The sequence below is a fragment of the Ruania zhangjianzhongii genome (assembly GCF_008000995.1).
Classification (GTDB): domain Bacteria; phylum Actinomycetota; class Actinomycetes; order Actinomycetales; family Beutenbergiaceae; genus Ruania; species Ruania zhangjianzhongii.
The window spans coordinates 5,020,256-5,042,156 of record NZ_CP042828.1; the positions used below are offsets into that span (position 1 = coordinate 5,020,256).

At 69.3% G+C, this 21,901-nt stretch carries 20 protein-coding genes; 9 read left to right on the top strand and 11 right to left on the bottom strand.

The window, feature by feature from the left end:
- Window positions 1–365: 365 nt before the first annotated feature.
- The gene (locus tag FU260_RS23200; RefSeq protein ID WP_168211920.1) at window positions 366–2,966 is read right to left on the bottom strand and encodes a transglycosylase domain-containing protein; all 2,601 of its coding nucleotides are present in this window, start codon (window positions 2,964–2,966) and stop codon (window positions 366–368) included.
- 279 nt (window positions 2,967–3,245) lie between these two features.
- Here FU260_RS23200 and FU260_RS23205 point away from each other — a divergent pair, with 279 nt between their 5' ends.
- Window positions 3,246–3,827 carry a PadR family transcriptional regulator gene (locus FU260_RS23205; protein WP_147919209.1) on the top strand — a complete coding sequence of 194 codons (582 nt, stop codon included), beginning with the start codon at window positions 3,246–3,248 and terminating at the stop codon, window positions 3,825–3,827.
- Window positions 3,824–4,915 carry an inositol-3-phosphate synthase gene (locus FU260_RS23210; protein ID WP_147919210.1) on the top strand — a complete coding sequence of 364 codons (1,092 nt, stop codon included), beginning with the start codon at window positions 3,824–3,826 and terminating at the stop codon, window positions 4,913–4,915. The genes FU260_RS23205 and FU260_RS23210 overlap by 4 nt, the downstream gene beginning before the upstream one ends.
- 56 nt (window positions 4,916–4,971) lie before the next feature.
- Here FU260_RS23210 and FU260_RS23215 read toward each other — a convergent pair whose 3' ends face one another.
- From FU260_RS23215 to FU260_RS23240, 6 genes are all read right to left on the bottom strand, one after another.
- Window positions 4,972–5,538, bottom strand: a complete 567-nt coding sequence (locus FU260_RS23215; protein WP_147919211.1) for a signal peptidase I — start codon at window positions 5,536–5,538, stop codon at window positions 4,972–4,974.
- Window positions 5,529–5,999 (bottom strand): fibronectin type III domain-containing protein, encoded by a 471-nt coding sequence (locus FU260_RS23220; protein ID WP_147919212.1) that lies wholly within the window; start codon window positions 5,997–5,999, stop codon window positions 5,529–5,531. Before FU260_RS23220 ends, FU260_RS23215 begins: the two co-directional genes overlap by 10 nt.
- Window positions 5,996–6,598 (bottom strand): hypothetical protein, encoded by a 603-nt coding sequence (locus FU260_RS23225; protein ID WP_147919213.1) that lies wholly within the window; start codon window positions 6,596–6,598, stop codon window positions 5,996–5,998. Before FU260_RS23225 ends, FU260_RS23220 begins: the two co-directional genes overlap by 4 nt.
- A gap of 2 nt (window positions 6,599–6,600) precedes the next feature.
- A complete protein-coding gene (locus FU260_RS23230; protein ID WP_244951291.1) occupies window positions 6,601–7,092 on the bottom strand; it encodes a hypothetical protein in 492 nt (163 codons plus the stop codon).
- Window positions 7,093–7,232: 140 nt separating this feature from the next.
- Entirely contained in the window at window positions 7,233–7,889 is a 657-nt protein-coding gene (locus FU260_RS23235; protein ID WP_147919214.1) for a SipW-dependent-type signal peptide-containing protein, read from the bottom strand.
- A 333-nt stretch (window positions 7,890–8,222) separates the two neighbouring features.
- Entirely contained in the window at window positions 8,223–8,687 is a 465-nt protein-coding gene (locus FU260_RS23240; protein ID WP_413038322.1) for a TFIIB-type zinc ribbon-containing protein, read from the bottom strand.
- A 179-nt stretch (window positions 8,688–8,866) separates the two neighbouring features.
- Between FU260_RS23240 and FU260_RS23245 the strand changes: the two genes are divergently transcribed.
- Both FU260_RS23245 and cuyB read left to right on the top strand, forming a co-directional pair.
- Window positions 8,867–10,285: a Na+/H+ antiporter NhaC family protein gene (locus FU260_RS23245; RefSeq protein ID WP_210418164.1), complete on the top strand. Its 1,419-nt coding sequence runs from the start codon at window positions 8,867–8,869 to the stop codon at window positions 10,283–10,285.
- Window positions 10,282–11,016 (top strand): cysteate racemase, encoded by a 735-nt coding sequence (gene cuyB, locus FU260_RS23250; protein ID WP_147919216.1) that lies wholly within the window; start codon window positions 10,282–10,284, stop codon window positions 11,014–11,016. The genes FU260_RS23245 and cuyB overlap by 4 nt, the downstream gene beginning before the upstream one ends.
- A gap of 70 nt (window positions 11,017–11,086) precedes the next feature.
- Here the strand turns inward: cuyB and FU260_RS23255 are convergent, their stop codons facing one another.
- The 3 genes from FU260_RS23255 to FU260_RS23265 form a co-directional block, all read right to left on the bottom strand.
- Window positions 11,087–12,370: a pyridoxal phosphate-dependent decarboxylase family protein gene (locus FU260_RS23255; protein WP_168211921.1), complete on the bottom strand. Its 1,284-nt coding sequence runs from the start codon at window positions 12,368–12,370 to the stop codon at window positions 11,087–11,089.
- Between the two features lie 195 nt (window positions 12,371–12,565).
- Window positions 12,566–13,267, bottom strand: a complete 702-nt coding sequence (locus FU260_RS23260; protein WP_280527382.1) for a response regulator — start codon at window positions 13,265–13,267, stop codon at window positions 12,566–12,568.
- On the bottom strand, window positions 13,264–14,661 hold the full coding sequence (locus tag FU260_RS23265; protein WP_147919218.1) for a histidine kinase: 1,398 nt from the start codon (window positions 14,659–14,661) through the stop codon (window positions 13,264–13,266). The genes FU260_RS23260 and FU260_RS23265 overlap by 4 nt, the downstream gene beginning before the upstream one ends.
- Before the next feature lie 181 nt (window positions 14,662–14,842).
- Here FU260_RS23265 and FU260_RS23270 point away from each other — a divergent pair, with 181 nt between their 5' ends.
- The 5 genes from FU260_RS23270 to FU260_RS23290 all read left to right on the top strand — a co-directional run bounded on the left by FU260_RS23270 (window position 14,843) and on the right by FU260_RS23290 (window position 19,980).
- Window positions 14,843–15,793: an ABC transporter ATP-binding protein gene (locus FU260_RS23270; protein WP_147919219.1), complete on the top strand. Its 951-nt coding sequence runs from the start codon at window positions 14,843–14,845 to the stop codon at window positions 15,791–15,793.
- Window positions 15,790–16,596, top strand: coding sequence for an ABC transporter (locus FU260_RS23275; protein ID WP_147919220.1), 807 nt, complete (start codon window positions 15,790–15,792; stop codon window positions 16,594–16,596). The genes FU260_RS23270 and FU260_RS23275 overlap by 4 nt, the downstream gene beginning before the upstream one ends.
- Window positions 16,597–16,777: 181 nt before the next feature.
- Window positions 16,778–18,097 carry an MFS transporter gene (locus tag FU260_RS23280; protein WP_147919697.1) on the top strand — a complete coding sequence of 440 codons (1,320 nt, stop codon included), beginning with the start codon at window positions 16,778–16,780 and terminating at the stop codon, window positions 18,095–18,097.
- Window positions 18,094–18,675 carry a hypothetical protein gene (locus FU260_RS23285; protein ID WP_147919221.1) on the top strand — a complete coding sequence of 194 codons (582 nt, stop codon included), beginning with the start codon at window positions 18,094–18,096 and terminating at the stop codon, window positions 18,673–18,675. The genes FU260_RS23280 and FU260_RS23285 overlap by 4 nt, the downstream gene beginning before the upstream one ends.
- A gap of 174 nt (window positions 18,676–18,849) precedes the next feature.
- Window positions 18,850–19,980, top strand: coding sequence for an amidohydrolase family protein (locus FU260_RS23290; RefSeq protein WP_147919222.1), 1,131 nt, complete (start codon window positions 18,850–18,852; stop codon window positions 19,978–19,980).
- 120 nt (window positions 19,981–20,100) lie between these two features.
- Here FU260_RS23290 and FU260_RS23295 read toward each other — a convergent pair whose 3' ends face one another.
- On the bottom strand, window positions 20,101–21,849 hold the full coding sequence (locus FU260_RS23295) for an L-aspartate oxidase (protein WP_147919223.1): 1,749 nt from the start codon (window positions 21,847–21,849) through the stop codon (window positions 20,101–20,103).
- Window positions 21,850–21,901 lie beyond the last annotated feature (52 nt).

The window sequence follows — 21,901 nt, forward strand, 5'->3', positions numbered from 1 at the left end:
CGCCGGCCACGGCAGTCACCGAGGTCGGCGCAGAAAGAGATACCGGGCAAGTCTAACGGACTCCTCGCCGCCGGCGGAACGTGATGTGGACGACGGCGCAGCTCGCCTCGGTCCGGACCGTCACCGCCCGCTGTTTCAACCAGCCACGCCCGCCGCACGGGCACCCATCACACCGGCACCAAACACCCCGGCATCCATCACACCGTCCCGAACGCCCGCCCTCCTCGGAATCCACTTGCGTCCTCGGAATCCAGAAGGAACTGGATTGCGAGGGTCAACGTGGACTCCGGTGGTGGTGCGGGTCGGGTGGGGCGCGGGCGCGGGCGCGGGCGGAGTCTGACCGAGCGTGGGTGCGACCGAGATGGCTAGCGGCCGCCGCCGAAGAGGTCCTCGAGGAAGTTGTCGGCCTCGCGGCTGGCGTTCTGACGGCCGGCGTTGGTGCCGTCGCCGTTGCCACCACTGCCGCCGGCGTTGTCGTTGCTGCCATCGGCATCGGCATCGGGATCCCCATTCTCGCCACCTGAGCCGTCGTCTGCCCCGTCATCAGCGTTGTCGTCGGTCGGCGACTCGCTCTCGCTCGGCGATGGGTCAGGGGTAGTGGGGTCCTCCGTGGGCTCCTCGGTGGTCTCCTCCTCCGTGGGCTCCTCAGTCGGCTCCTCGGTGGTCTCCTCCTCTGTGGGCTCCTCGGACGGCTCCTCGGTGGTCTCCTCCTCGCTGGACCCGCTGTCGGAGCCATTGTTCGACGGCGGAACGTAGGTGTACTCCGGCGCAGACCGCTCCGGGAACTCCTCCACCGGGAGGTCCTCGACCGCTGTGGACATGTACTCGGTCCAGATGTCGGTCGGGTAGCTACCACCGGAGATGGGTGCGACACCGCCCCAGCCCTCGGTCATCGAGACTTCCTCGCCGTCCTCACCCACCTGGTACATCGCCACCGACGTGGTGACCTGTGGGACGAAGCCGACGAACCACGCCGACCGGTAGTCGTTGGAGGAACCGGTCTTGCCGGCGGCCGGCCGGCCGATCTCCGCCGCTGTGGCACCGGTACCGCCCTGCACCACCTGCTGCATGGCGTAGGTGGCATCGGCCATCACTTCCTCGTCCACCACTCGATCACCGTCGTCACCGCCGGTGTAGAGGGTCTCCTCGTCGGCGTTGGTCACCGACTCCACGATGAACCGGTCATGGTGCACCCCACCGGAGGCGATCGTGGAGTAGGCCTCGGCCATGTCCGCCGGGTGCGGAGACGCGGTACCGAGCACGTTGGACAGGTACGGCTCCATGCCGGCGGTGTCCTCGGGCAGGCCGAGCCGCTGCGCCACGTCCACCAGCTGTTCCGGGCCGGTCTGTTCGTTGAGCTGCACGTACACCGAGTTCACCGAGTACTTGGTCGCGGTGATCAGGTCGATATATCCGCGGTTGAGGGAGTCGAAGTTGTTCACCGTGTACCCGTCCACGTCCATCGGCGAGTAGCTGGGGAACCGGCTGTCCAGGGTGGCCTCGTTCTCCAGTGCGGCGATCAGCCCGAACACCTTGAACGTCGACCCGCCTTGCGCAGTGTCCTGGGTGGCGTTGTTGCGCTGCCGCTCCAGATAGTCGTGACCGCCGTAGAGGGCAAGGACCCCCCCGGTCTCGTTGTCGATCGAGGTCAGCGCCACCCGCACGTTCTCCGGTGTGTCGTCCGGCATGTCCTCGGCCGAGGCCACGGCGTGCTCCTGCAGGTCCTCGTCGATCGTGGAGGTGATCGTCAGCCCGCCGCCGTCGATCTCATCCTCGGTGAAGCCCTCGGCGAGCAACTCGTTGCGGATCATCGCCAGCAGATAGCCGTTCGACCCGCCGTAGACGTCGGTGCGGCCGGGCTCCTGGATCTCCGGGAAGGTCTGCTCGTCCGCCTCGGCTTGGGTGATGTACTCGTTCGCCACCATGTAGTCGAGGGTCCGCTGCCAGCGCGACTCGGCCATCTCCGGGTTGGTGGCCGGGTCCCAGTTGCCCGGTGAGGGAATGATGCCGGCGATCAGTGCCGACTCGGAGAGGGTCAGCTCGGTGGCCGAGTGCCCGAAGAACTCCTGGGAGGCGCGTTCGATCCCGTAGGCACCCCGGCCGAAGTAGATCGTGTTCATGTAGTTGCCGAGAATCTCGGTCTTGCTCTGCTGCTGGTCGATCTTGATCGCCAGGATCGCCTCGCGGAACTTGTCCATGTACCCGTCGGTCTGACCGGTGTAGTACCGCTCCACGTACTGCATCGTCAGCGTCGAACCACCCTGGGTGTCGTTGCCACGCAGGTTGTTCCACAAAGCGCGCACGATGCCGACCGGGTCCACACCCACATTGGAGTAGAACCGGCGGTCCTCGCTGGCCACGATCGCCTCACCGATGTGGTCGGGCAGCTCAGCAGGATCGATGATCTCGCGGTCCACATCGGCGAACGTGCCCATCGGGGTCTCGCCGTCGGCGTAGTAGACGGTCGATCCTTCGGCGAGGGCGAAGTCGTCCGGCTCCGGGACGTCGGTGGTGAGATAAGCGACGAAGAACAGCCCCACGCCGAGCAGCCCGACGGTGATGAACGACCCGAGCACGAACCGCCAGCTCGGCAGCCAGCGGTGGATCGGGCCCTTGTTCGGCCTCGGGTAGTTCCAGAACCGGTTCGGTTCCTGGTAGGGCCGGCCCTTGTACCCCTTCTTCGCCCCGTTCTTCCCACTCTTCGCAGCGCTAGCACCAGCTGCGGTACGGGACGCGCCCCCTGACCGGGTGCCGCTACCGGACCGGGAGGCTGCGCCGTCGCTCTTCGCGGAAGCGGTGCGCTTCCAGGTCGGCCCAGCAGACGAGCCGGCCGAACCGGCACCCGATCCCTTGGCGGAAGAGCCCGACCCACCGCTGGCGGCGTCGGCGGAACGGTCGCGCACGCTGCGGCGGGTGGGCTTGTCCTCACCCCGGCCGCCGGTTCCCGATCCGCGTCCTTCTGCCACTGCCAGGCCCTCTCTCCTCCGTGGTTGTGCCCCACCCTCGAGGGATGCCCGAGCCCGGGACCCCACCGGCGTCTCGACTGACGGACACCACATCGTCGCCCCTAGTATGCGCAAAGTGCCTGGGAATCTGCCCGTTCAGGGCAGTCTTCACCGAGTCCGCACAGAATCCGCCACCGTCGGGTGAGTGCGGCCACAGCCAGATTCCCACCTCTCGGACGACCAAACATTTGACCCGCTTGTTCGTTTTCATGTATCAATGCGATACATCGGAGGTGAGCAGTGTCCACACGCGCTGAGGTTCTCGAGCTAGCGATCCTGGGCCAGCTGCAGCATGCTCCGATGCACGGCTATGAGCTGCGGAAGCGGTTGAACACCACCCTGGGCACCATCCGCACCCTGTCCTACGGCTCGCTCTATCCCTGCCTGAAGGCACTGGTCGGTGGCGGCTGGATCGAAGAGGCCGAGACCGGGGCGCTGCCGCACGCCCTGGCCGGGCGGCGGGCACGGATCGTCTACCGGCTCACCACGCCGGGGAAACAGCGCCTCGCCGATTCCCTGGCCCAGGCCGGTCCGGCAGCGTGGGAGGACGAGTCGTTCACCGTGCGGTTCTCGCTGTTCACCGAGACCGACAGCCAGACCCGGCTGCAGATCCTCGAGGGCCGCCGCGCCCGGATGCTGCAGCGCAAGGCGGCGATGCGCCAACAGGTGCAGGCCGGGCGGGAGCGCCGCGACCACTACACCCAGGAGCTGCAACGCCACGGCCTGGACCTGATCGACCGCGAGATCGGGTGGTTGGAGGACCTGATCGTGGCCGAACGCACTGAAGACCCCACCGAAGAAACCCCTGAGGAGAGTTCATGAGCAGCATCCGCGTAGCGATCGCAGGAGTCGGCAACTGCGCCGCATCCCTGGTCCAAGGCGTGCACTTCTACGCCGGCGCCGACCCGGCGGCCACTGTGCCCGGGCTGATGCACGTGCAGTTCGGCCCGTACCACGTGCGGGATATCGAGTTCGTCACCGCGTTCGACGTGGACGCCAAGAAGGTCGGCGTCGATCTCTCCGACGCGATCGGTGCCAGCGAGAACAACACCATCAAGATCACTGACGTGCCTCCGCTAGGGGTGAGCGTGCAGCGCGGCCCGACCATGGACGGCCTGGGCAAGTACTACCTGGAGACGATCGAGGAATCCTCTCGTCCCGCCGTCGATGTGGCCCAGGCGCTGCGCGAGGCCAAGGTGGACGTGCTGATCTGCTACCTGCCGGTGGGCTCGGAGGAGGCGGCGAAGCACTACGCCAAGGCGGCGCTGGACGCCGGAGTAGCGGTGGTGAACGCACTCCCGGTGTTCATCGCCAGCGATCCGGAGTGGGCGGCGAAGTTCACCGAGGCCGGGGTGCCGATCGTCGGCGACGACATCAAGTCCCAGGTGGGTGCCACGATCACCCACCGGGTGCTGGCCAAGCTGTTCGAGGACCGCGGCGTGGCCCTGGATCGCACCTACCAGCTGAACGTCGGCGGGAACATGGACTTCAAGAACATGCTCGAGCGTGAGCGGCTGGAGTCGAAGAAGGTGTCCAAGACGCAGTCGGTGACCTCGAACCTCACCGGATCGCTGGCGGGCAAGAAGGACGACCGGAACGTGCACATCGGCCCCTCGGACTACATCGCCTGGCTGGATGACCGGAAGTGGGCGTACGTGCGGCTCGAGGGCCGGGCGTTCGGTGAGGTGCCGCTGAACCTGGAGTACAAGCTCGAGGTGTGGGACTCGCCGAACTCCGCCGGGATCATCATCGATGCGCTGCGGGCCGCGAAGATCGCCAAGGATCGCGGGATCGGTGGGCCGATCCTGTCCGCGGCGAGCTACTTCATGAAGTCCCCGCCGGAGCAGTACGACGACGAGAGCGCCCGCGCCAAGGTGGACGCCTTCATCGCCGGTGACGCGGAGCGCTGACGGCCGGCTTCGAGCCGTCACTATGGTGCCGATCCACAGCACCACGTGCGGTGGATCTACACCGTAGTCCCGGAGCGGCGGTGCGCGGGATCCGCCGAGCTGCCGGCCGGCGAGCCGCGCGGCCAGAACGCCCAGGTGACCAGGGCGGCGGCGAGCACAGTGATCGCGCCCAGCACCAGCGGATCCTGCAGGCCAGAGATCAGGGTGGCCAGACCGGGCACGGAGAACAGCACCACGCGCACTGTGTCCGTGGTGTACGGGGCCGGGTCCGGGTCGGCGTTCGCGTCACCCTGCATGGTGAAAGTGACCTCGGCGCCGCTGGTGTCCAAGATCTCGGTGACCCGGTGGGTGATCGGCAGCGCGTTCGGCCGCTCGACGGTGACCACATCGCCGACGTCGATCTCGGTGGCGGGGACCTCTCGGACCACCGCCACCGAACCGGCCGGGATCGCGGGCGACATCGAGCCGGTCGAGAACATGATCAGGGTGATGTTGAAAACGAACGCGGCGATCACGGCGATGATGCACAGCGCGCCGGCGGCCGCGAGCGCAGTGAGGGCCCAGTCGCCGAGCCGGCGCAGGAGTGTGGGCCGGGTGGCGGGCGCGGCTTCGGTCACTGCCATGAGCACGTGCCGATGAGAACGAGCCCGAGGGCACCGAGGATCGTGGTGATCTGTGCCTCCTGCCACGGACTCTGCCAGTTCGCGGAGACCGTGCGCACCCGGAACGTGCTGGTGGTCAGCACACCGAGAAGCCCAGCTTCCACGTCATGCTGGGTCACGGTGGACGCGTAGGTTCCGCTCGACGTCACGGAGCCACCAGAGTTCAGCACCTGCCACTGGTAGCTGTAGGCAGCGGTCCCCGTTGCTGGCGCGGTCCAGCGGAGCGTTGCTGAGGTGGACAGCAACCCGGTCTGGCAGTCCCGCGCCTGCGGCGCCACCAGCTCCACCGCCTCCATGCTCACGCTCGCATGCTCCGCATCGGTGAACGCCGCGGAGGACTCCTCCACCGCTGGGATCACGACGGCGGAGGTCGCCAGGGCGAGCCCCGCACCTAAGCAGGCAAGCCGGGTTCGTAGCCTCATCTGTTCCCCTTCCTCCGCCGCACGGCCGCCAGCCGGGCAAGCAGGACCCCGACCACCAGTGCCCCCGCAGCGAGCCCGATCGGCAGCCACGGTGACGCACCCGTATCCGGCAGCTCCGCCTCGCCGTCGGTGGAGATCTCGTCCCCGTGGCCATGGGCGGTGAAGGTCAGCACGGTCCGGGCCGGCTCCTCGCCGGCGAGCTGCACGCTGATCCGGTACCAGAGCGTCTCCTCGGCCACCTGGCTGCCTACCTCTGTGGCCTCCGGCCCGATCTCTGCCGGGGCGAGGAGCTCCCGGCTGCAGCCCTCACCCTCGCCCGTGCACTCGTGCACACTCACTCGGAAGCCGGTGGCCTGATGGTCGGCCGCCAGCTCGAGTGCGATCTCACCCTCCGGTTCGCTCGCGCCGACCTCGACGTCCCAGGCAACGGTCTCGCCCGGGCTCATGCTGCCCATCGCCGCCGGATCCTGCACCGAGACCAAGCGGAGCACGTCACCAGTGATCACCTCCCGGACGGGCGCCGCCTGCGCCGGGACGGCAACCAGCAGCACCAACGCCAGGGCGGCGGTGGCGATGCGGGCCGGCTTCAGGCGGGACACGGTCAGGTCGACTCTGCGAGGAACTGCCAGGTGGCAGTGGCCGATTCGCCCTGCACATCGTTACCAGCGCCGGCCACCATGCTGATCCGCACGCAGTAGTCCACGGCGTTGCCTGCCTCCGGCGCCAGCTCGCTGGCGTTCTCCGGCACGGCAGCATCGAGCGCGGTGCCGTTCGGCACGATCACCGACGCGCCACCGTTCTCGAACAGGGCGGCGTCACAGGCCGAGCCGTCCGGGACCACTCGCACCGCGTACTCCAACGCCGCCTGCAACGCGGCAGACCCCGCCAGGCTCGGGGTCTGCAGACTGACCGCGCCACCGGCAGTGGCGTCGGCAGTGGTACGCACGGAGAACTGCAAGAACCCGCTCTGCCCGGGTGAGATCAGCGGCAGGGCAGGATCGAACTCCAGTTGAGCTGCGCCGTCGGCACTCTCGTGCTCAGACCAGCCACCGCCGTTCACGCTGCCCTCGATGCCGAACGTGGAAGCGGTCACGGTGCTGCTCGCGTACTCGCTGTCATTCCAGGCAGCGAGAGTGACCGCCCCACCGACGCCGAGGACCAACCCGCCGGCGAGTAACGCCCGGAGCCGGAGCCAGCGGCTCCGGCCCCGGCTGATCCCGAGGAGCAGTGTGATCAGACGTCACGGATTACTCGGAGTTCCGACGTGGCCGTGAACTGCCAGACCGCCGTGGTCTCACCGCCCTGGGCCAGGGTCTCCGACGCGGTCACCACGAAACACAGCTGGGCTGCCACACCCGGGTCACCTTCGGCCGCACCGACGCTGAGCGGAACGGTCTCGCCGGCTACGTCCTCGTTGGTCACCAGCGTGTCGCCTCTGCCGACCACTGTGCCGGTGGCGGTCTCATCGCAGGTGGCGCCGTCGGCGAGCGCGTACACGTCGTAGCCGAGCTCGGCGGTGTTGGCGCCGGTAGTGTCCGTACCGGTCACGGAGACCAGGTCCAGCGTGGCCGGGGTGGTGGTCGTCGCATCGAGGCGCACCCAGAACGGTGCGGCGACCACGTCGCCCGGGCTCATGTTGTCCACCGGCACGGAGAACTCCAGCGCCGCGGCGCCGTCGGAGCTCTCGTGGTCGGTGTAGGCGGCGTTGTCGATCGAGCCCTGCAGGTTGAACTCCCCGGAGGAGAACAGCCCGGACGCGAACTCACTGTCGTTCCAGGCGGCGAGGGTGACCGCGCCGCCGATACCGAGGACTAGACCGCCGGCAAGAACCGCGCGGAGCTTACGCGAGCGGGCCGGCCGCTGGCTGGACTGACTGGTCGTGGCGACCATCGGGACCTCCTGAAGACATCACGAGGTCGCCCCGGTGCCCGCGCCAGACATCGCACAGTAGGCATTCACACCACGCTCCCCCGCAGAATGAATAGTCCGGAGTTCGGCGCCCCTGCGCACCTCTCTCCGGTGGACGATTTCAGGCTAACCCGGGTTGCACAGCCCCACAACGGGAGCCGGGCCCGGCGATGGTGGCCCTGAGCACATGAGTAGCCTCGGACCTCGCCGTTCGCCAGCCGTGGTGACACGCCCAGGTGTCGAACCACGGGGGTCCTGGCGATGAGCACATAGGTGACGAACCCCGGAGCCAGCGGTAGCGACGAACCGCGGCGGTCAGTCGAACAGGTCGTCCAGCCAGCTCCGCCGGCGCCGCGGGTGGTGGCCGTAGCCGCCGCGGTAGTAGTCCTCCGGAGACGGAGCGGACGGGCCGGAACCGAAGAAGAAGCCACGCCGGGGTGGGTAGCCCGGCTGCGGCGTGTACCCGGGCTGCGGGGGTGGCGGCGGCACGGGCCCGTCGTCGAACGGGTCGCCGTACCGGGAGCGCTCCTGCGGCGAGGGGGGCGGCACCGGTGGCGCAGGCGGCGCCGCCGGCTCTCGGCGCTGGGCGGGTGGCTCCGGACGCGCGGGCGGCAGGTCCTGCGCCACGCGGTCGAGGATCTTGTCCAGCTCACCACGATCCAGCCAGACACCCCGGCAGGTGGGGCAGTAGTCGATCTCCACCCCGGAGCGTTCACTCATCACCAGTACGGCATCGTCCACCGGGCACTTCATCCGCCGCTCCTTCTCGCTCGGGATCATGGCCATTCTCCAGTCTCCAACGACTCGTGCGGCCGGAGTGTTCCGCACTGCCGTGGTGGTATTCCCGGGCCTCGGCGCCGACCACGACACGCGCCGCCACCGGCCCACTCGAATGCTGCACAGCCGCATATCGGTAACCTGTCGCCCCGACACGCAAGCCTCACGTAAGGATGCGACCCATGTCGGCACCCGCCGATCCCGAAACACGTCCCCGACTCGAGCTCTACGGCGGCCGCTGGGCCGCCCTGATCCCGGCCGTGGTGCTCATCGTGGTGATGTGCATCCTCTCCATCGCCGAACGTGCGGCGGTACCGGCCTTCTGGGTGGGCGGCTTCGCCGCCCTGGTGGTGGGCCTGATGCTCGCCCGGAACCGCACCAGGTACGCCGAGACCGTGGTGCGCGGCATGTCCGACCGGACCGGCGCCGTCGTCATTCTCGCGTTCATCTTCGCCGGCATCTTCGGTGAGATCATGAAGGCCGCCGGACTGGTGGACGGTCTGCTCTGGCTCGGGCTGCAGACCGGGCTCACCGGGGCCTGGTTCACCGTGCTCACCTTCATCCTGGCGTGCATCTTCGGCGCTGGCACCGGTACCAGTGTGGGCACAGTGCTGGCGATGGTGCCGGTGCTCTACCCCGCTGGAGTCTTTCTCGGGGCGGACCCGACGATGCTGGCGATCGCGCTGATTGCCGGTGGCGCCTTCGGGGACAACCTCGCCCCGGTCTCGGACACCACGATCACCTCCGCCTACACCCAGGACGCCGAGATGGGTGCGGTGGTGCGCGCCCGGCTGCCACTCGCACTGACCGCAGCGGCCGTGTCCATCGTGGTGTTCGCGTTCACCGGCGGTGGCGGCACCGTGCAGGAGTCCACGATCACCAACCAGGCGGCGCCGATCGGACTGCTGCAGATCCTCCCGTTCCTGCTCGTGATCGTGCTGGCGATGCGCGGTCGGCACATCATCACCTCGCTCACCTGGGGCATCATGGGCGCGATCGCGATCGGGCTGGCCACCAGCGGGATCTCTCCGGGGGAGGTGTTCTCCATCCCGCCGGACCGGGACACCTCCACCGGTCTGATCCAGGACGGGATGGCCAGCGTCACCGGAGTGGTGATGCTGGTGCTGCTGATCATGGCGCTGGCTCAGGTGCTCGCCGAGAGTGGCCTGATGGCGGCCGTGCTGGAACGGCTCGAACGCTCCGCAGCGCGCGGGGTGCGCAGTGCAGAGCTGACGATCATCGCGATCACCATCCTGTTCACCATCCCGCTGGGTGCGAACGCCCCGGCGATCCTGCTGGTCGGCACCACGATCGGCAAACCGCTCGGGCAGCAGTACAACCTCAGCGGGCCGCGGCGGGCGAATCTGCTGGACTGCAGCGCGTGCACGGTGTTCTACATGCTTCCCTGGCACAACGCAGTGATCGTCTGGTTCTCCACCGTGGCCGCAACCGCTACGCAGTTCGACCTGCCGTTCCCGGACATCACCGCGGCGTTCCTGAATCCGTACGCGTGGGCGCTGCTGGTGGTCATCATCATCTCGGCGATCACCGGTTGGAACCGTACCTACAGCAAGAGCTCCGAACCGGCGGTCACGCCGTGACCGGCCCGGCGCCTGCACCCGCCCCGGTGATCGGTGTGCTCGGCGGCATGGGCCCGGCCGCGACCGCGCACTTCCAGACCCGGCTGGTGCTCCTCACCGACGCGGCGACCGATGCAGAGCATCCGATAGTGGTCACCTGGTCCGACCCAGGCGTGCCGAACCGGGTGGCGGCGTTGCAGGGCACCGGCCCGAGTCCGGTCCCCGCCCTGCGCAGCGGACTCACCGTGCTCGCCGGCGCCGGCGCCCAGGTACTGGCCGTGCCGTGCAACACCGTGCACCCGTTCCTGCCCGAGGCCCTAGCCGGCTTCGACCTGCAGCTGGTGGACATGATCGAGGTCGCCGCGCAGGAGACCGCCGCCACCGGGATCAGCACCGCCGCGGTGCTCGCCACGGCAGCCACTCTGGAGCACGGGATGTACGCCCGGGCCCTGGACGCCCGCTCGGTGGTGGCGCACACCCCGGAGGAGGGCACGCAGGCTGCGGTACTGGAGCTGATCGCCGCGGTGAAGGCCGGAGTGCCCATCCGGGACCTGGTCTCGGGGTACGAGGCGTTGGTCGATGAGCTCACCGAGGCAGGGTGCGACGGCGTTCTGGTGGCGTGCTCCGAGATATCCGCCGTGGCGGCAGCCTCAGCGGACGCGGGTGCGCAGCTCCCGGTGCCCGCCGTCGACGCCGTCGATGCCCTCGCTCGGGCGACGCTGGTCGCCGTAGGGCGCACGCCCCGGGCGTGAGCGGCGTGAGCGGCGTGCGCGGCGTGCGCGGCGTGAGCGGCCTCAGCGGGAGTGCGCGGCGTGAGCGGCCTCAGCGCTTCGGGCTGAACCGCTCGTCCAGGTGCTCCCGGAGCACATCGTCGTCCAGCGTGCCGCCGCGGACCATCACTCCGTAGGACAACCCGCCTGCACCCTCCGGGTCCGCCCGAGCCTCACCGATCGCGACCTCCAGATCGGTGAGCAGCTGATCGACCACACTGGCATGGCGCGGGAAGGTGACGAAGTGCAGGCTGGAGGGCTGGTCCTGGGTGTCGATCCACCAGCCCCGCCGGCCCATCGCCCCGGCGAGTGCCGGAACGGCGATCTCCGAGTGGGTGGCGGCGAACACGCCCATCGGTGGGTCGCCGATCACCTCGAACCCGTGCTCGGCCAGGCCGGCCTGGATCTGGCGTGCCGTGCCCATCACCTGGGCCACCAGGTCCGCGTAACCGGACCTGCCCAGGGCGCGCATCGCCGTCCAGGCACCGGCAGCGGCGCCGACTGACCGGGTGCCGACGACTCCGGAGGCGGCATACGCGCCGCCTGGCCAGCCGGTAGACACGTAGTAGCTCGCGTGCCGAAGCTCCGGATCGGCGAACAGCAGCACGGAGGCACCCTTCGCGCCGTAGCCGTATTTGTGCAGGTCCACCGACACCGAGGTGACCCCCGGCACGTCCAACCCGAACTGCGGCGGGGTGCTGCCTGCGGCGCCCAGGAACGGCAGGAACAGTCCGCCCATCGCGGCGTCCACGTGCACGCCCACACCACGGGCCGCCGCCTGCGCGCCGATCTCGGCGATCGGGTCCACCACACCGTAGGGAAAGCATGGGGCGGACAGGCAGATCGCGGCAGTGTCCTCATCGACTGCCGCCATCAGCTCCCCGACGTCCGGCAGGCCGTCGGCGCCGACCTCCACCAGGGTGACCTGCAGCCCGAGGTAGTCGGCAGCCTTCCAGAACCCAGGGTGCGCCGTCACCGGCATCACCAGCCGCTGGCCCCGCCCGGAGTCCCGGTAGCCCTTCATCGCCACCATGATCGATTCCGTGCCGCCGGTGGTGAACACCCCGTAGGACTCCGAGTCGGGGGCGATCACGGAGGCGACCATCGCCACCACTTCGGACTCGAAGTGCTGCGTGGAGGGGAACGCGGAGGCAGACAGGGCGTTCTCGTGGGCGAACAGCGCTGCCGCCTCATCCACCAGGTTCTGGTGCCAGTCCGGGGAGTCGTACACCAACGACCAGCTGCGCCCACCGCGCCAGTCCACGTCGCCTGTGCTGGCGTCGGTCCAGGCTATGCGCACCTCATCCGGGGAGAGTCCATGCTCGGGAAGATTCACCGTCCGACCATACCCAGAGCACGCCGCGGTTCCGGAATGCAGCACTTCGCGCCGGTGCTCCGGGGTCTCCGGCTTGCGCAGCGCCGGCGACCAAACCTGTGGTGTGACCGGGGCTGGAGGTGCGGTCACACTCCTATCCGTATAATGAGTTATTCGTAATAAGGGTGAGGTGTGCCGGGTCGCAGCAGCGGCCACTCACCGCAGGCCGGCCTCGTAAGCGAGAATCGCGGCCTTGACCCGGTTGTCCGCTCCTACCTTCGCGAGGATCGCGCTCACGTATCCCTTGACCGTGCCTTCGGTCAGGTACAGCCGCCGGGCGATCTCGGCGTTCGAGGATCCGGCGCCGACGAGCGTGAGCACCTCGCGTTCCCGATCGGTGAGCCCGGCGATCCGCTCGGTGGCGTCGGGGCTCGGTGCGGGCCCGCCGCGCAGTGCGCCGATCACTCGGTGCGCCACGCGTGGGGACAGGTAGGCCGCGCCGTCCGCCACGGCACGGACGGCATCGAGCAGCTCGCGAGGATCGGAGGCCTTGAGCAGGAATCCGGAGGCACCGGCAGTGAGTGCATCGGAGATATAGGCGTCCTCGCCGAAAGTGGTGAGGATGACCACCTTCGTCTCCGGCACCAACCGGAGGATCTCCTGGCACGCGCCGAGCCCGTCCAGCCGGGGCATCCGAATGTCCAGCAGCGCCACGGTGGGCCGGGTGGCCGCTACCGCCGCTACCGCCTCGTGCCCGTCACCGGCCTCGCCGACCACCTCGATCTGTGGGTCGGTGGCCAGGATCGCCCGGACACCGCCCCGGACCAGCGGCTCGTCGTCGGCGATCAGCACCCGGATCCGCCGCTCTGCCGGAGGACCGCCGGAGCCTGGTGGCGGTCCCTGCGAACCCGGCGTCACCGGGCACCTCCGGGCACCAGGTGGTCCGCGGCGACGATGACGCCGTCGTCGGCACAGATCCGGTACAGGTCCGAGCTCAGGTCGAACACGTGCTCGCGGGCGAGGTAGAACTCGCAGGTCTCCGGGTCTGGGGTGGGCGGTATCGGGATCACGTCCGGCACTCCGTCGCTGTCGATGGCTGAGGGTGGCAGCAGTGCGGCGATCTCTGCCCGGGTCTGACCGATGCTGATCTGGTCGAAGGTCTGCCGGGTCATCCCGGTGCTGCGCACGGTCAGCACCTGGAACACCACCAGCGTCCCCGCCAGCGCCACCGCCACGATGAGCGGCACGACGGCGGTGCGCCACTGCCTGCTGCGGATGCTCCGGCGCACGGTGCGGATGCTGCGGTCGGCTTCAGGATCTTGCGGTCCGTGGTTCGTGAGCGGCTCCGGCCGCGCCGGGAGGCGTGCCAGGACGCGGAATCCGTCGCGATGCTCACCAGCCTCCAGGGTCCCGCCGAGCAATCGCAGCCGTTCCTGCGCGCCGATCAGGCCCAGGCCTGCGGAGCCAGGCCGATCGCCCGACGGCGGTGGGTCACCGTGCCCGGGGGGCGTCGGGTTGGTCACCGTCGCCACTATCGGATCGTGGGTGCTGTCGATGACCACGTCGATCGGTGCGCCCGGAGCGTGCTTGGCCGCGTTCGTCAGGGCTTCCTGGACCACCCGTTCGACGGCCTGCGCGACCGGCGCCGCGAGGGCGGGCCCGCTGTGGAGCACGGTCACGTCCAGACCGGAGGATCGTGCGTCGGCGATCAGCGCGGTCAGTCCGTCGGCTGCGGGTGCCGTGCTGGGCTCGCGCCCGTCGGCGCGCAGGATGCCGACGACGTCATGCAGCCGGTCCGTGGCCGCGACAGCGCGCCTGCGGATCTCCGTGGCTGCGGCCCGCTGCTCCGCAGAGCTGTCGGGCATCAGTTCGAGCGCCCCACTGCTCAGGGCGATCAGCGCCAGGTCGTGACCGAGCAGATCGTGCATATCCTCGGCGATCCGAGCGCGTTCCCGCGACCGCGCCAGATCCGCGATGACCCGATTGATCTCCGCGCGCCGTTCGTTGCGCAGCTTCACCGAGCGGCCGATCCACCACGGCAGGATCAGGAACACGAAATCCACTCCGGCGAACGAGAACCATTCGGAGAGGAAGGATCCGGGCGTCTGGATCCAGGCGATCACGAGCTGCGCGATCAGGCCGACCCCGATCGCCACGAGCGCCGGTTGCATACCGGACAGCCGCCGTCCGGCAAAGTAAGCCAGCACGGCCATGCCGGGAACAGCCACGACCCCGGCGTTGGCCGTGAGGAAGGGCACCGCCACCGCGCACGCGGCAAGTCCTACCGGCCACCACCAGCCGCGAGGCAACATCTGTGCAGGCTAGCAACCTGCGCTGGGGTACCCACACTGACGAAAGTCAGGTCCAGCGGCCCTGATCCACCTACTTCCGTCAGGTCGAGCAACTGACCTCTGCCCGGTGCGCCGGCAGCACCGTGGTTCCTAGCGTGAACGGTATGAACAACGGACTCGGTACTCACCATGGACAGACGCTGTGATCACCCTCGACTCCCTGACCAAGGTCTACGGCAGCAAGCGAGCGGTCGACCACCTCTCCGTGGACGTCGCGCCCGGAGCGGTCACCGGCTTCCTCGGCCCGAACGGCGCCGGAAAGTCCACCACGATGCGGGTGCTGCTCGGCCTGGACCGGGCGAGCTCGGGTTCGGCTCGGATCAACGGCAGGAACTACCAAGAACTGACCCATCCGCTCCGGACCGTCGGCGCCCTGCTGGATCCCCGGAGCGGTCACCCTGGGCAGTCCGCCCGCCAGCATCTTCTGGGGATGGCGCGTAGCAACGGGATCAGCTCGGCTCGCGTCCCGCAGGTGCTGGAGACTGTCGGTCTGCAGGACGTTGCCCGTAGCCGGATCGGCACCTTCTCCTTGGGGATGCGGCAGCGCCTCGGCATCGCCTCGGCCCTGCTCGGGGACCCGGACGTGCTGATCTTCGATGAACCGGTCAACGGTCTGGACCCCGAGGGTGTCACCTGGGTGCGCACCTTGATGCGCACCCTCGCCGCCGAGGGCCGCACGGTGTTCGTCTCCAGCCACCTGCTCAGCGAGATGGCCGAGACCGCCGATCACCTGGTGGTGATCAGCAGGGGCCGCCTGGTCGCCGATGCCCCGCTCGACGATCTGCTCGAGGCCACCCGCACAGCCACGGTCCGAAGCCCCGACGCGGCCGAGCTGGCGAGAGTGCTCACCCGTGCCGATCTCACCGTGGTGGCAACCGGGCAGGTGCTCTCCGTGACCGGTGAAGGCCTGGACCGGATTGGCCAGCTGGCCCACGGTCACGGGGCTCAGCTCGACGAGCTCTCCTTCGCCGGAGATTCCCTCGAGACCGTCTATGAACGCCTGACCGCCGACACCGCCGAGTACCGGGGCACGAACCCCCGTACCACGCCGGCCGCCGCGCCCGGCTCCACCCCTACGGAGGCTTCCCTGTGACCGCCACGCCCGCACCCGCGCCCGCACCCGCACCCGCGATGACGACCAGCACCCCACCATGGCTCGGCGCCATCGCCTTCGAGTGGACAAAGATCGCGAGCGTCCGCTCCACCCGCTGGATCATCATCAGCGCAATCCTGATCACCGCCGGCGGCAGCTGGCTGCTCGGCACCTCCGCACTGGCCAGTGGTCTGAACGGCTTTGCCACCGCGATGCCGGCGCCCTACCTGGCGTTCCAGACGATGCTGGTGGCGCAGATCGCCATCGTGCTGCTCGCGACCCTCGCGATCTCGAGCGAGTACTCCACCGGCGCGATTGTGACCACCCTGCAGTCCGTACCGGTACGCGGCCGGATGCTTGCGGGCAAGTCGCTGGTTGTCGCTCTCGGGTCCGCCCTCGTCGGCGTCGTCCTGATCGGGGTCGGCACGCCGATCGCGGCGGCATCAGCTGCGGAGTTCGGGACGTTCACGGCCGCCGACCTGGTCCGTGCCCTCATCGGGACCGGGATCGGGTTCGCCTTCCTCAGCCTGTTGGTGCTCGGGCTGGGAACTGCGCTGCGCAGCGCCGCCGGCACGATCCTGGCCACCCTCGCGATCCTGCAGGTGCTCCCGGTGGCGCTACCGCTGTTCAACCAGGACTGGGCCACCGACCTGGTGCAGTACCTGCCGAACCAGGCGATCACGGTCCTGGCCACCCACCCCAGCGAGCCGTACACCTGGCCCGTTGCCCTCGCAGTACTGGCCGGCTGGGCGGCGGCGAGCCTGGCTGCCGGGTACACCGCACTGCGGCTCCGTGACGCGTGAGATTGTCCGCCACACGTGAGATTCCAGCACCACGGCAACCAGTGAACAGGGGGAGCCGGCGATGATCCCCGGCCGAGCGCCCCCAGGAACGTGAGCTGCGCCGTCGGCAATCTGCACCTCCGGCCGGCTAGCGCGCCTGCCCGCCAGAGCCTGCGGCCGCGATAGCCTGCGCCAGGTGAAGATGTGGTCGGACCTGCGCACCGTGGCTGTGCACTCGGGGTTCCGCAGACTGTTCGCCGTACGCCTGGTCTCCCAGTGCGGAGACGGCATGTTCCAGGCCGGCCTGGCCACCCTGTTCTTCTTCTCTCCGGAGAACCTGGCCACCGCCGGCGCGGTAGCTGCGGCGTTCGCCGTGCTGCTGCTGCCGTTCACGATCGTGGGCCCGTTCGCCGGCCCGCTGCTGGACCGGTGGCGGCGGCGGCAGGTGTTGCTGTTCGGGAACGCCGTGCGAGTGGTGCTCACCTTGTTGCTTGCCGTGCTGATGGCCGTCGACGGCGTCTCCGTGGGTGTCTACGTCCTCGCCCTGGTCACGTTGGGGGTGAACAGGTTCCTGCTCGCAGCGCTCTCGGCCGCCCTGCCTCGAGTGGTGCCGCGGGAACAGCTGCTGATCGCCAACGCCCTCACCCCGACCCTGGGTGCAGTGGCGGCGGTGGTCGGCGCCGGGATCGGATTCGGACTGGGCCTGCTGCTCCCGGCCGGGCCGATGAAGGACGGTGTGGTGCTGGCCGTGGCGGCGGCCCTGTTCGGCGGTGCGTCCGCACTGGCACTGCGGCTGGGCAAGGACCAGCTCGGGCCGGAGGCGCGGCCCTCGCGCACCGGCCTGCGGCAGGCCTGGGGGGACCTGCGCGCCACGGCAGTGGACCTGGGGCGTGGGGCACGGTATCTGGTGCTGCGTGGGACACCGGGTTCGGCGCTGGGCATCATGGCACTGCACCGGTTCCTCTACGGCGTGAACTTCATCGCACTCATCCTCATCTCCCGCAACCTGCTGGTGGACCCGACGGATGCGGCAGCCGGGCTGGCGATGTTCGGGCTGCTGACCGGGATCTCTTTCGCCGGCAACGGGCTGGCGATCGTGCTCACCCCGCTGGCGCACGAGCGGATGAGCCCGTCCACCTGGGTGGTGGTCTGCCTCGGCCTGGGCGCGATCAGCCAGGTGTTGATGGGGGTGCAGCCGGTGTTCGGGGTGATCGCCGCTGCGGCCGTGCTGATGGGGCTGGCGGTCCAGGGTGCCAAGATCGCCGTGGACACCATCGTGCAGGCCGACACCGACGACTCCTACCGGGGCCGGGCGTTCTCCCTCTACGACACGCTGTACAACGGAGCGTTCGCCGGCGCTGCAGCCTTGGCTGCCGCAGTGCTGCCGGACACCGGGTACTCGCGGCCCACGTTCTTCGCGCTCGCCGCGGTCTACCTGGTGCTGGCGGTCGGGTACCGGATAATCGTGCGCCGGCTGCGGGACCAGCCGCGCGACATCGCACCGAAGGTGGAGCGATCGTGAGCGCACCGGACTGGGCACACTGGCGGAGGTCCCTGGTGGGCTGCCTGGGCACAGAACCACGGGACCTGCCCCGCGACCCGCTCGCCACTCCCGCGCTGGCTGCGAGCCCGCTGGTGCGAGCGCTGCACCGACGGGACGTGCGCTGGATACTCAACGGTTCTGCCGTGCTGCTCACGGCCGGCGTGGAGGTGGTGCCGGGTGATCTGGACGTGGTGCCCGAGCTGTCCGCGGATAACTTCGGCCGGCTCACCGACGTACTGGCAGATCTGGACGCGTTTCCGCAGCCCGTACCCGACTGGGAACACGGTCTGAGCGTCGAGGAGGTGAGCCGGTGGCGGCCGCACCCCGCCGTCGCGAACCTGAACAGCCGGTTCCTCACCGACTACGGCGTGCTGGACATCGTGCCGGACCTGACCGGTAGCTACGACCAGCTGCTCCGCACCGCACGAACGGCGGAGCTCGATGGCATGGAACTGCTCACCGCGGACCTGGCTCCGATCCTGCGCAGGCTCGAGACGTCGTCGCGGCCGAAGGACCAGCGGCGATGGGCACTGGCTCGTCATCTCGCCCACCGCTGAGCCGAGGGCCCGGGCGAACCCGCACCAGACCCGGCACTGATTCGTTACTTGGCACGCCCGGGCGATACCGCGGGGCACTAATCCGGGTAGCAGGTATCACCTGGTTCGAGTCATGGCGCATGGGAGAGGATGGCGGCAGCCCGCATCTCTGCTGCTGACCGAAGGGAACCCCTGATGGACTCTGGCATCCCGAACCACGCTGGCATCCGAGACGGCTCTGGTATCTCGGACCAGCCGCGGATCGGCCCTGAGGAGAGCGTGCACCTGCGCGCTCGGGTTCTCCCGGACGGTGAGGAGACGGAGCTGTGGATCTCCGGCGGGGTGATCAGCCGGTCACCGGTGCCGGGCGCGCGGACGATCGTCACCGGTGGCTGGGTGCTGCCGGCGCTGGTGGATGCGCACCTGCACGTCGGCGTCGCGGAGATCGGCGGGCCGCTCGACCTTGATGTCCTGGCGGGTGAGCTCGCCCTGCTCGCGCGCAGCGGGATCGGCGCGGCGCGGATCCTCGGCAGCCCGAGCACGCTGCCGGACGATGTGCTCAGCCCTGACGGCGGCCCGCTGCTCCAGCACGCAGGGGTCCCGCTGGCTGCGCCGGACCGGTTCATCCCGGGCTGGGGCGAACTGGTCTCGGGCGACGGCCTGACCGACGCCTGTGCCGAGCGACGCGGCTCCGGCTGGCTGAAGATCATTGCCGACTGGTTCGACGACACGGGAAGCTACAGCGCCGCCTTCGACGGAGAGACGCTGAGCCGCGCGATCGCCGCCGCACACGAGTCGGGCCACCGCGTGGCCGTGCACACGCAAAGCGCCGACGGCGGCCGGTCCGCGGTTCTTGCCGGAGCGGATTCGATCGAGCACGGGATGCACCTGCCGATGGAGGTGCTGCCGGACCTGGCAGCGCGGCGCGGTGTGCTGGTGCCGACCGGGACCGTGTTCGAGCAGCTCGCCGAGTCGATGGCCAGTGACGAGGTTCCACCCGAGCTGCGGCGTTGGTACTCCGACGGCGTCGCCTCGCACCCGGAGCTGGTCCGGCGAGCCTGGGAGAGCGGGGTCACGGTCCTGGCCGGGACGGACCTCCCGGTGGGCGCCCTGATCGACGAGGTGGAGTGGCTGATCGCCGCCGGGCTGCCGGTCGGGGAAGCCATCGGCGCCGCCTCCTGGACGGCGCGGGAGGTACTCGACCTTCCCCGACTGCGCGACGGCGACCGCGCAGACCTGATCTGGACCGAGGACGATCCGCGTACGGATCCAGGCCGGTTACGAGCGCCGGACCTGGTGATCCTCTCGGGCTCCGCCGTCGGCTAGTCGGTGACGCACCGCAAGACCTGCCCACTCCACCAGTCCGGCCGCAGCACCTCAACGATCCAGGCACGTCCCGCACGACCGGGCCTGGAGGTGCTGACGCACCTGGCCCCGGGGCCAGCGCTACTCCACGAGCTTGCCGGTCACCGAGTCGTCTGCATCGGCCTCGGCCAGGGACCGGAACGAGTCCGGTGCCGCGGCTACCGGCTCGAAGCTGACCCCCGCGGTCGGCGACCAGACGAAACTGCCCTGCAGCGCCGGGTCCATCGCGGGAAAGTCCGAGCGGTTGTGGCAGCCGCGCGATTCCCGCCGCTCCAGGGCGCTCTCCAGTGTGGCGCGGGCGGCAAGCAGTGCGCCCAGGAGATCATAGGCGTGGGCCAGGTCGTCGAAGCCGGCGCGGTCGGGGCGCGCGGTGACGTCCTGTGCGCGGCTATCGAGGGCGTCCAGCGTGCGGAGGCCTTCCTGTAGCCCCTCCTCGGTGCGCACGACGCCGGCGTTCTCGGTCATCAGGTTGCGCACGTCGCGCTGCAGCCGCCGGGCCGATTCGGTGCCCTCGGCCCGGAGCAGGGACTGCATCTCCGCACGGGCCTGCTCCACCGCAGCACCGTCACGGTGGACCATGGTGCGCGAGGCGACGTAGTCCGCGGCATACTCGCCGGTGATGCGTCCATAGACAAGCAGTTCGATCAGCGAGTTCCCGCCGAGGCGGTTGGCGCCGTGCAGACCCGAGGACGCCTCACCGATCGCATACAGTCCGTCCACACCCGTGCCATGGTCGTCGGGGGCCACCCACACCCCACCCATGGAGTAGTGCGCTGTCGGCGCGATCTCCATCTTCGTGGTCGTGATGTCGAGCATCTGCAGGTCGATCAGCGTGCGGTAGAGGCGGGGAAGCTTCTGGTGGATGACCTCGGGGGGCAGATGGGAGACATCCAGCCAGACGCCACCCTTCTCGGTCCCCCGACCGGCCGCGATCTCCGTGTACCCGGCCAAGGCCACCCGGTCCCGGGTGGAGAGCTCCATCCGCTCCGGGTCGTAGCGCTCCATGTACCGCTCACCCAGAGCGTTGGTGAGGATCCCTCCCTCGCCACGCGCGGCTTCTGAGACCAGGGTGCCTGCGGCGTCCTCGGGCTCCAGCAGCCCGGAGGGGTGGAACTGGACCAGCTCGGCGTCCCGAATCCGGGCCCCGGCCAGCGCAGCGAGCCGGAAGGAGTCACCGGTGTTCTCGTCCCGCCGGGAGGAGGTCTGCCGCCAGATGCGGGTGTGGCCGCCTGCGGCCAGCACCACGGCGTCGGCATGGATCTGCACGGGAGTGCCATCGGTGATGTCGAATCCATAGGCGCCGAAGATCGTGCCGTCGGCCACCAGCAGACGGGTGATGTAGATGCTGTCGATGATCGGAACCTGCAGTTCGGCCGCGCGGCGGATCAGGGTCCGCTGGATCTCCAGCCCGGTGTAGTCGCCGGCGTAAGCGGTCCGGCGGTAGGTATGGGCACCGAAGAAGCGCTGGGAGATTCGCCCGTCCTCCTCCCGGGCAAAGGGCATATCCCAGGTCTGGAGCTCCTCGATTCCGTGAGCGGCATGGCGGGCCACGGTCTCGACGATCGCCGGCTCAGCCAGGAAGTAGGACTCGCGCAGTGTGTCGGCAGCGTGCTGCTCCCAGCTGTCCTCAGGATCCATGGTGCCCAGTGCGGCGTTGATGCCACCGGCGGCGAGGGTGGTGTGAGCGTCCTGCTTGCGTCGTTTACCCACGGCCAACACCTGAACACCGCGCTGGGCAAGCTCGATCGCCGCCCGCAACCCGGCACCGCCTGTGCCGATCACGAGGACGGAGGTGGACAGCAGTCGTTCTCGGACCTGTGCGGTGCTCATGTCACTCACGCTAAGAAGCCTCGCGCCATGAGTCCAATGCATAGTGCTGATT

Excerpts from the sequence above, each read along its gene's own strand:
- FU260_RS23265 (WP_147919218.1), bottom strand. The coding sequence starts at position 14,661 with ATGTTGCCTCGCGGCTGGTGGTGGCCGGTAGGACTTGCCGCGTGCGCG.
- FU260_RS23280 (WP_147919697.1), top strand. The coding sequence starts at position 16,778 with ATGTGGTCGGACCTGCGCACCGTGGCTGTGCACTCGGGGTTCCGCAGA.
- FU260_RS23295 (WP_147919223.1), bottom strand. The coding sequence starts at position 21,849 with ATGAGCACCGCACAGGTCCGAGAACGACTGCTGTCCACCTCCGTCCTC.
- FU260_RS23210 (WP_147919210.1), top strand. The coding sequence starts at position 3,824 with ATGAGCAGCATCCGCGTAGCGATCGCAGGAGTCGGCAACTGCGCCGCA.
- FU260_RS23240 (WP_413038322.1), bottom strand. The coding sequence starts at position 8,687 with ATGATCCCGAGCGAGAAGGAGCGGCGGATGAAGTGCCCGGTGGACGAT.
- FU260_RS23235 (WP_147919214.1), bottom strand. The coding sequence starts at position 7,889 with ATGGTCGCCACGACCAGTCAGTCCAGCCAGCGGCCGGCCCGCTCGCGT.
- FU260_RS23215 (WP_147919211.1), bottom strand. The coding sequence starts at position 5,538 with ATGGCAGTGACCGAAGCCGCGCCCGCCACCCGGCCCACACTCCTGCGC.
- FU260_RS23220 (WP_147919212.1), bottom strand. The coding sequence starts at position 5,999 with ATGAGGCTACGAACCCGGCTTGCCTGCTTAGGTGCGGGGCTCGCCCTG.
- FU260_RS23245 (WP_210418164.1), top strand. The coding sequence starts at position 8,867 with ATGTCGGCACCCGCCGATCCCGAAACACGTCCCCGACTCGAGCTCTAC.
- FU260_RS23290 (WP_147919222.1), top strand. The coding sequence starts at position 18,850 with ATGGACTCTGGCATCCCGAACCACGCTGGCATCCGAGACGGCTCTGGT.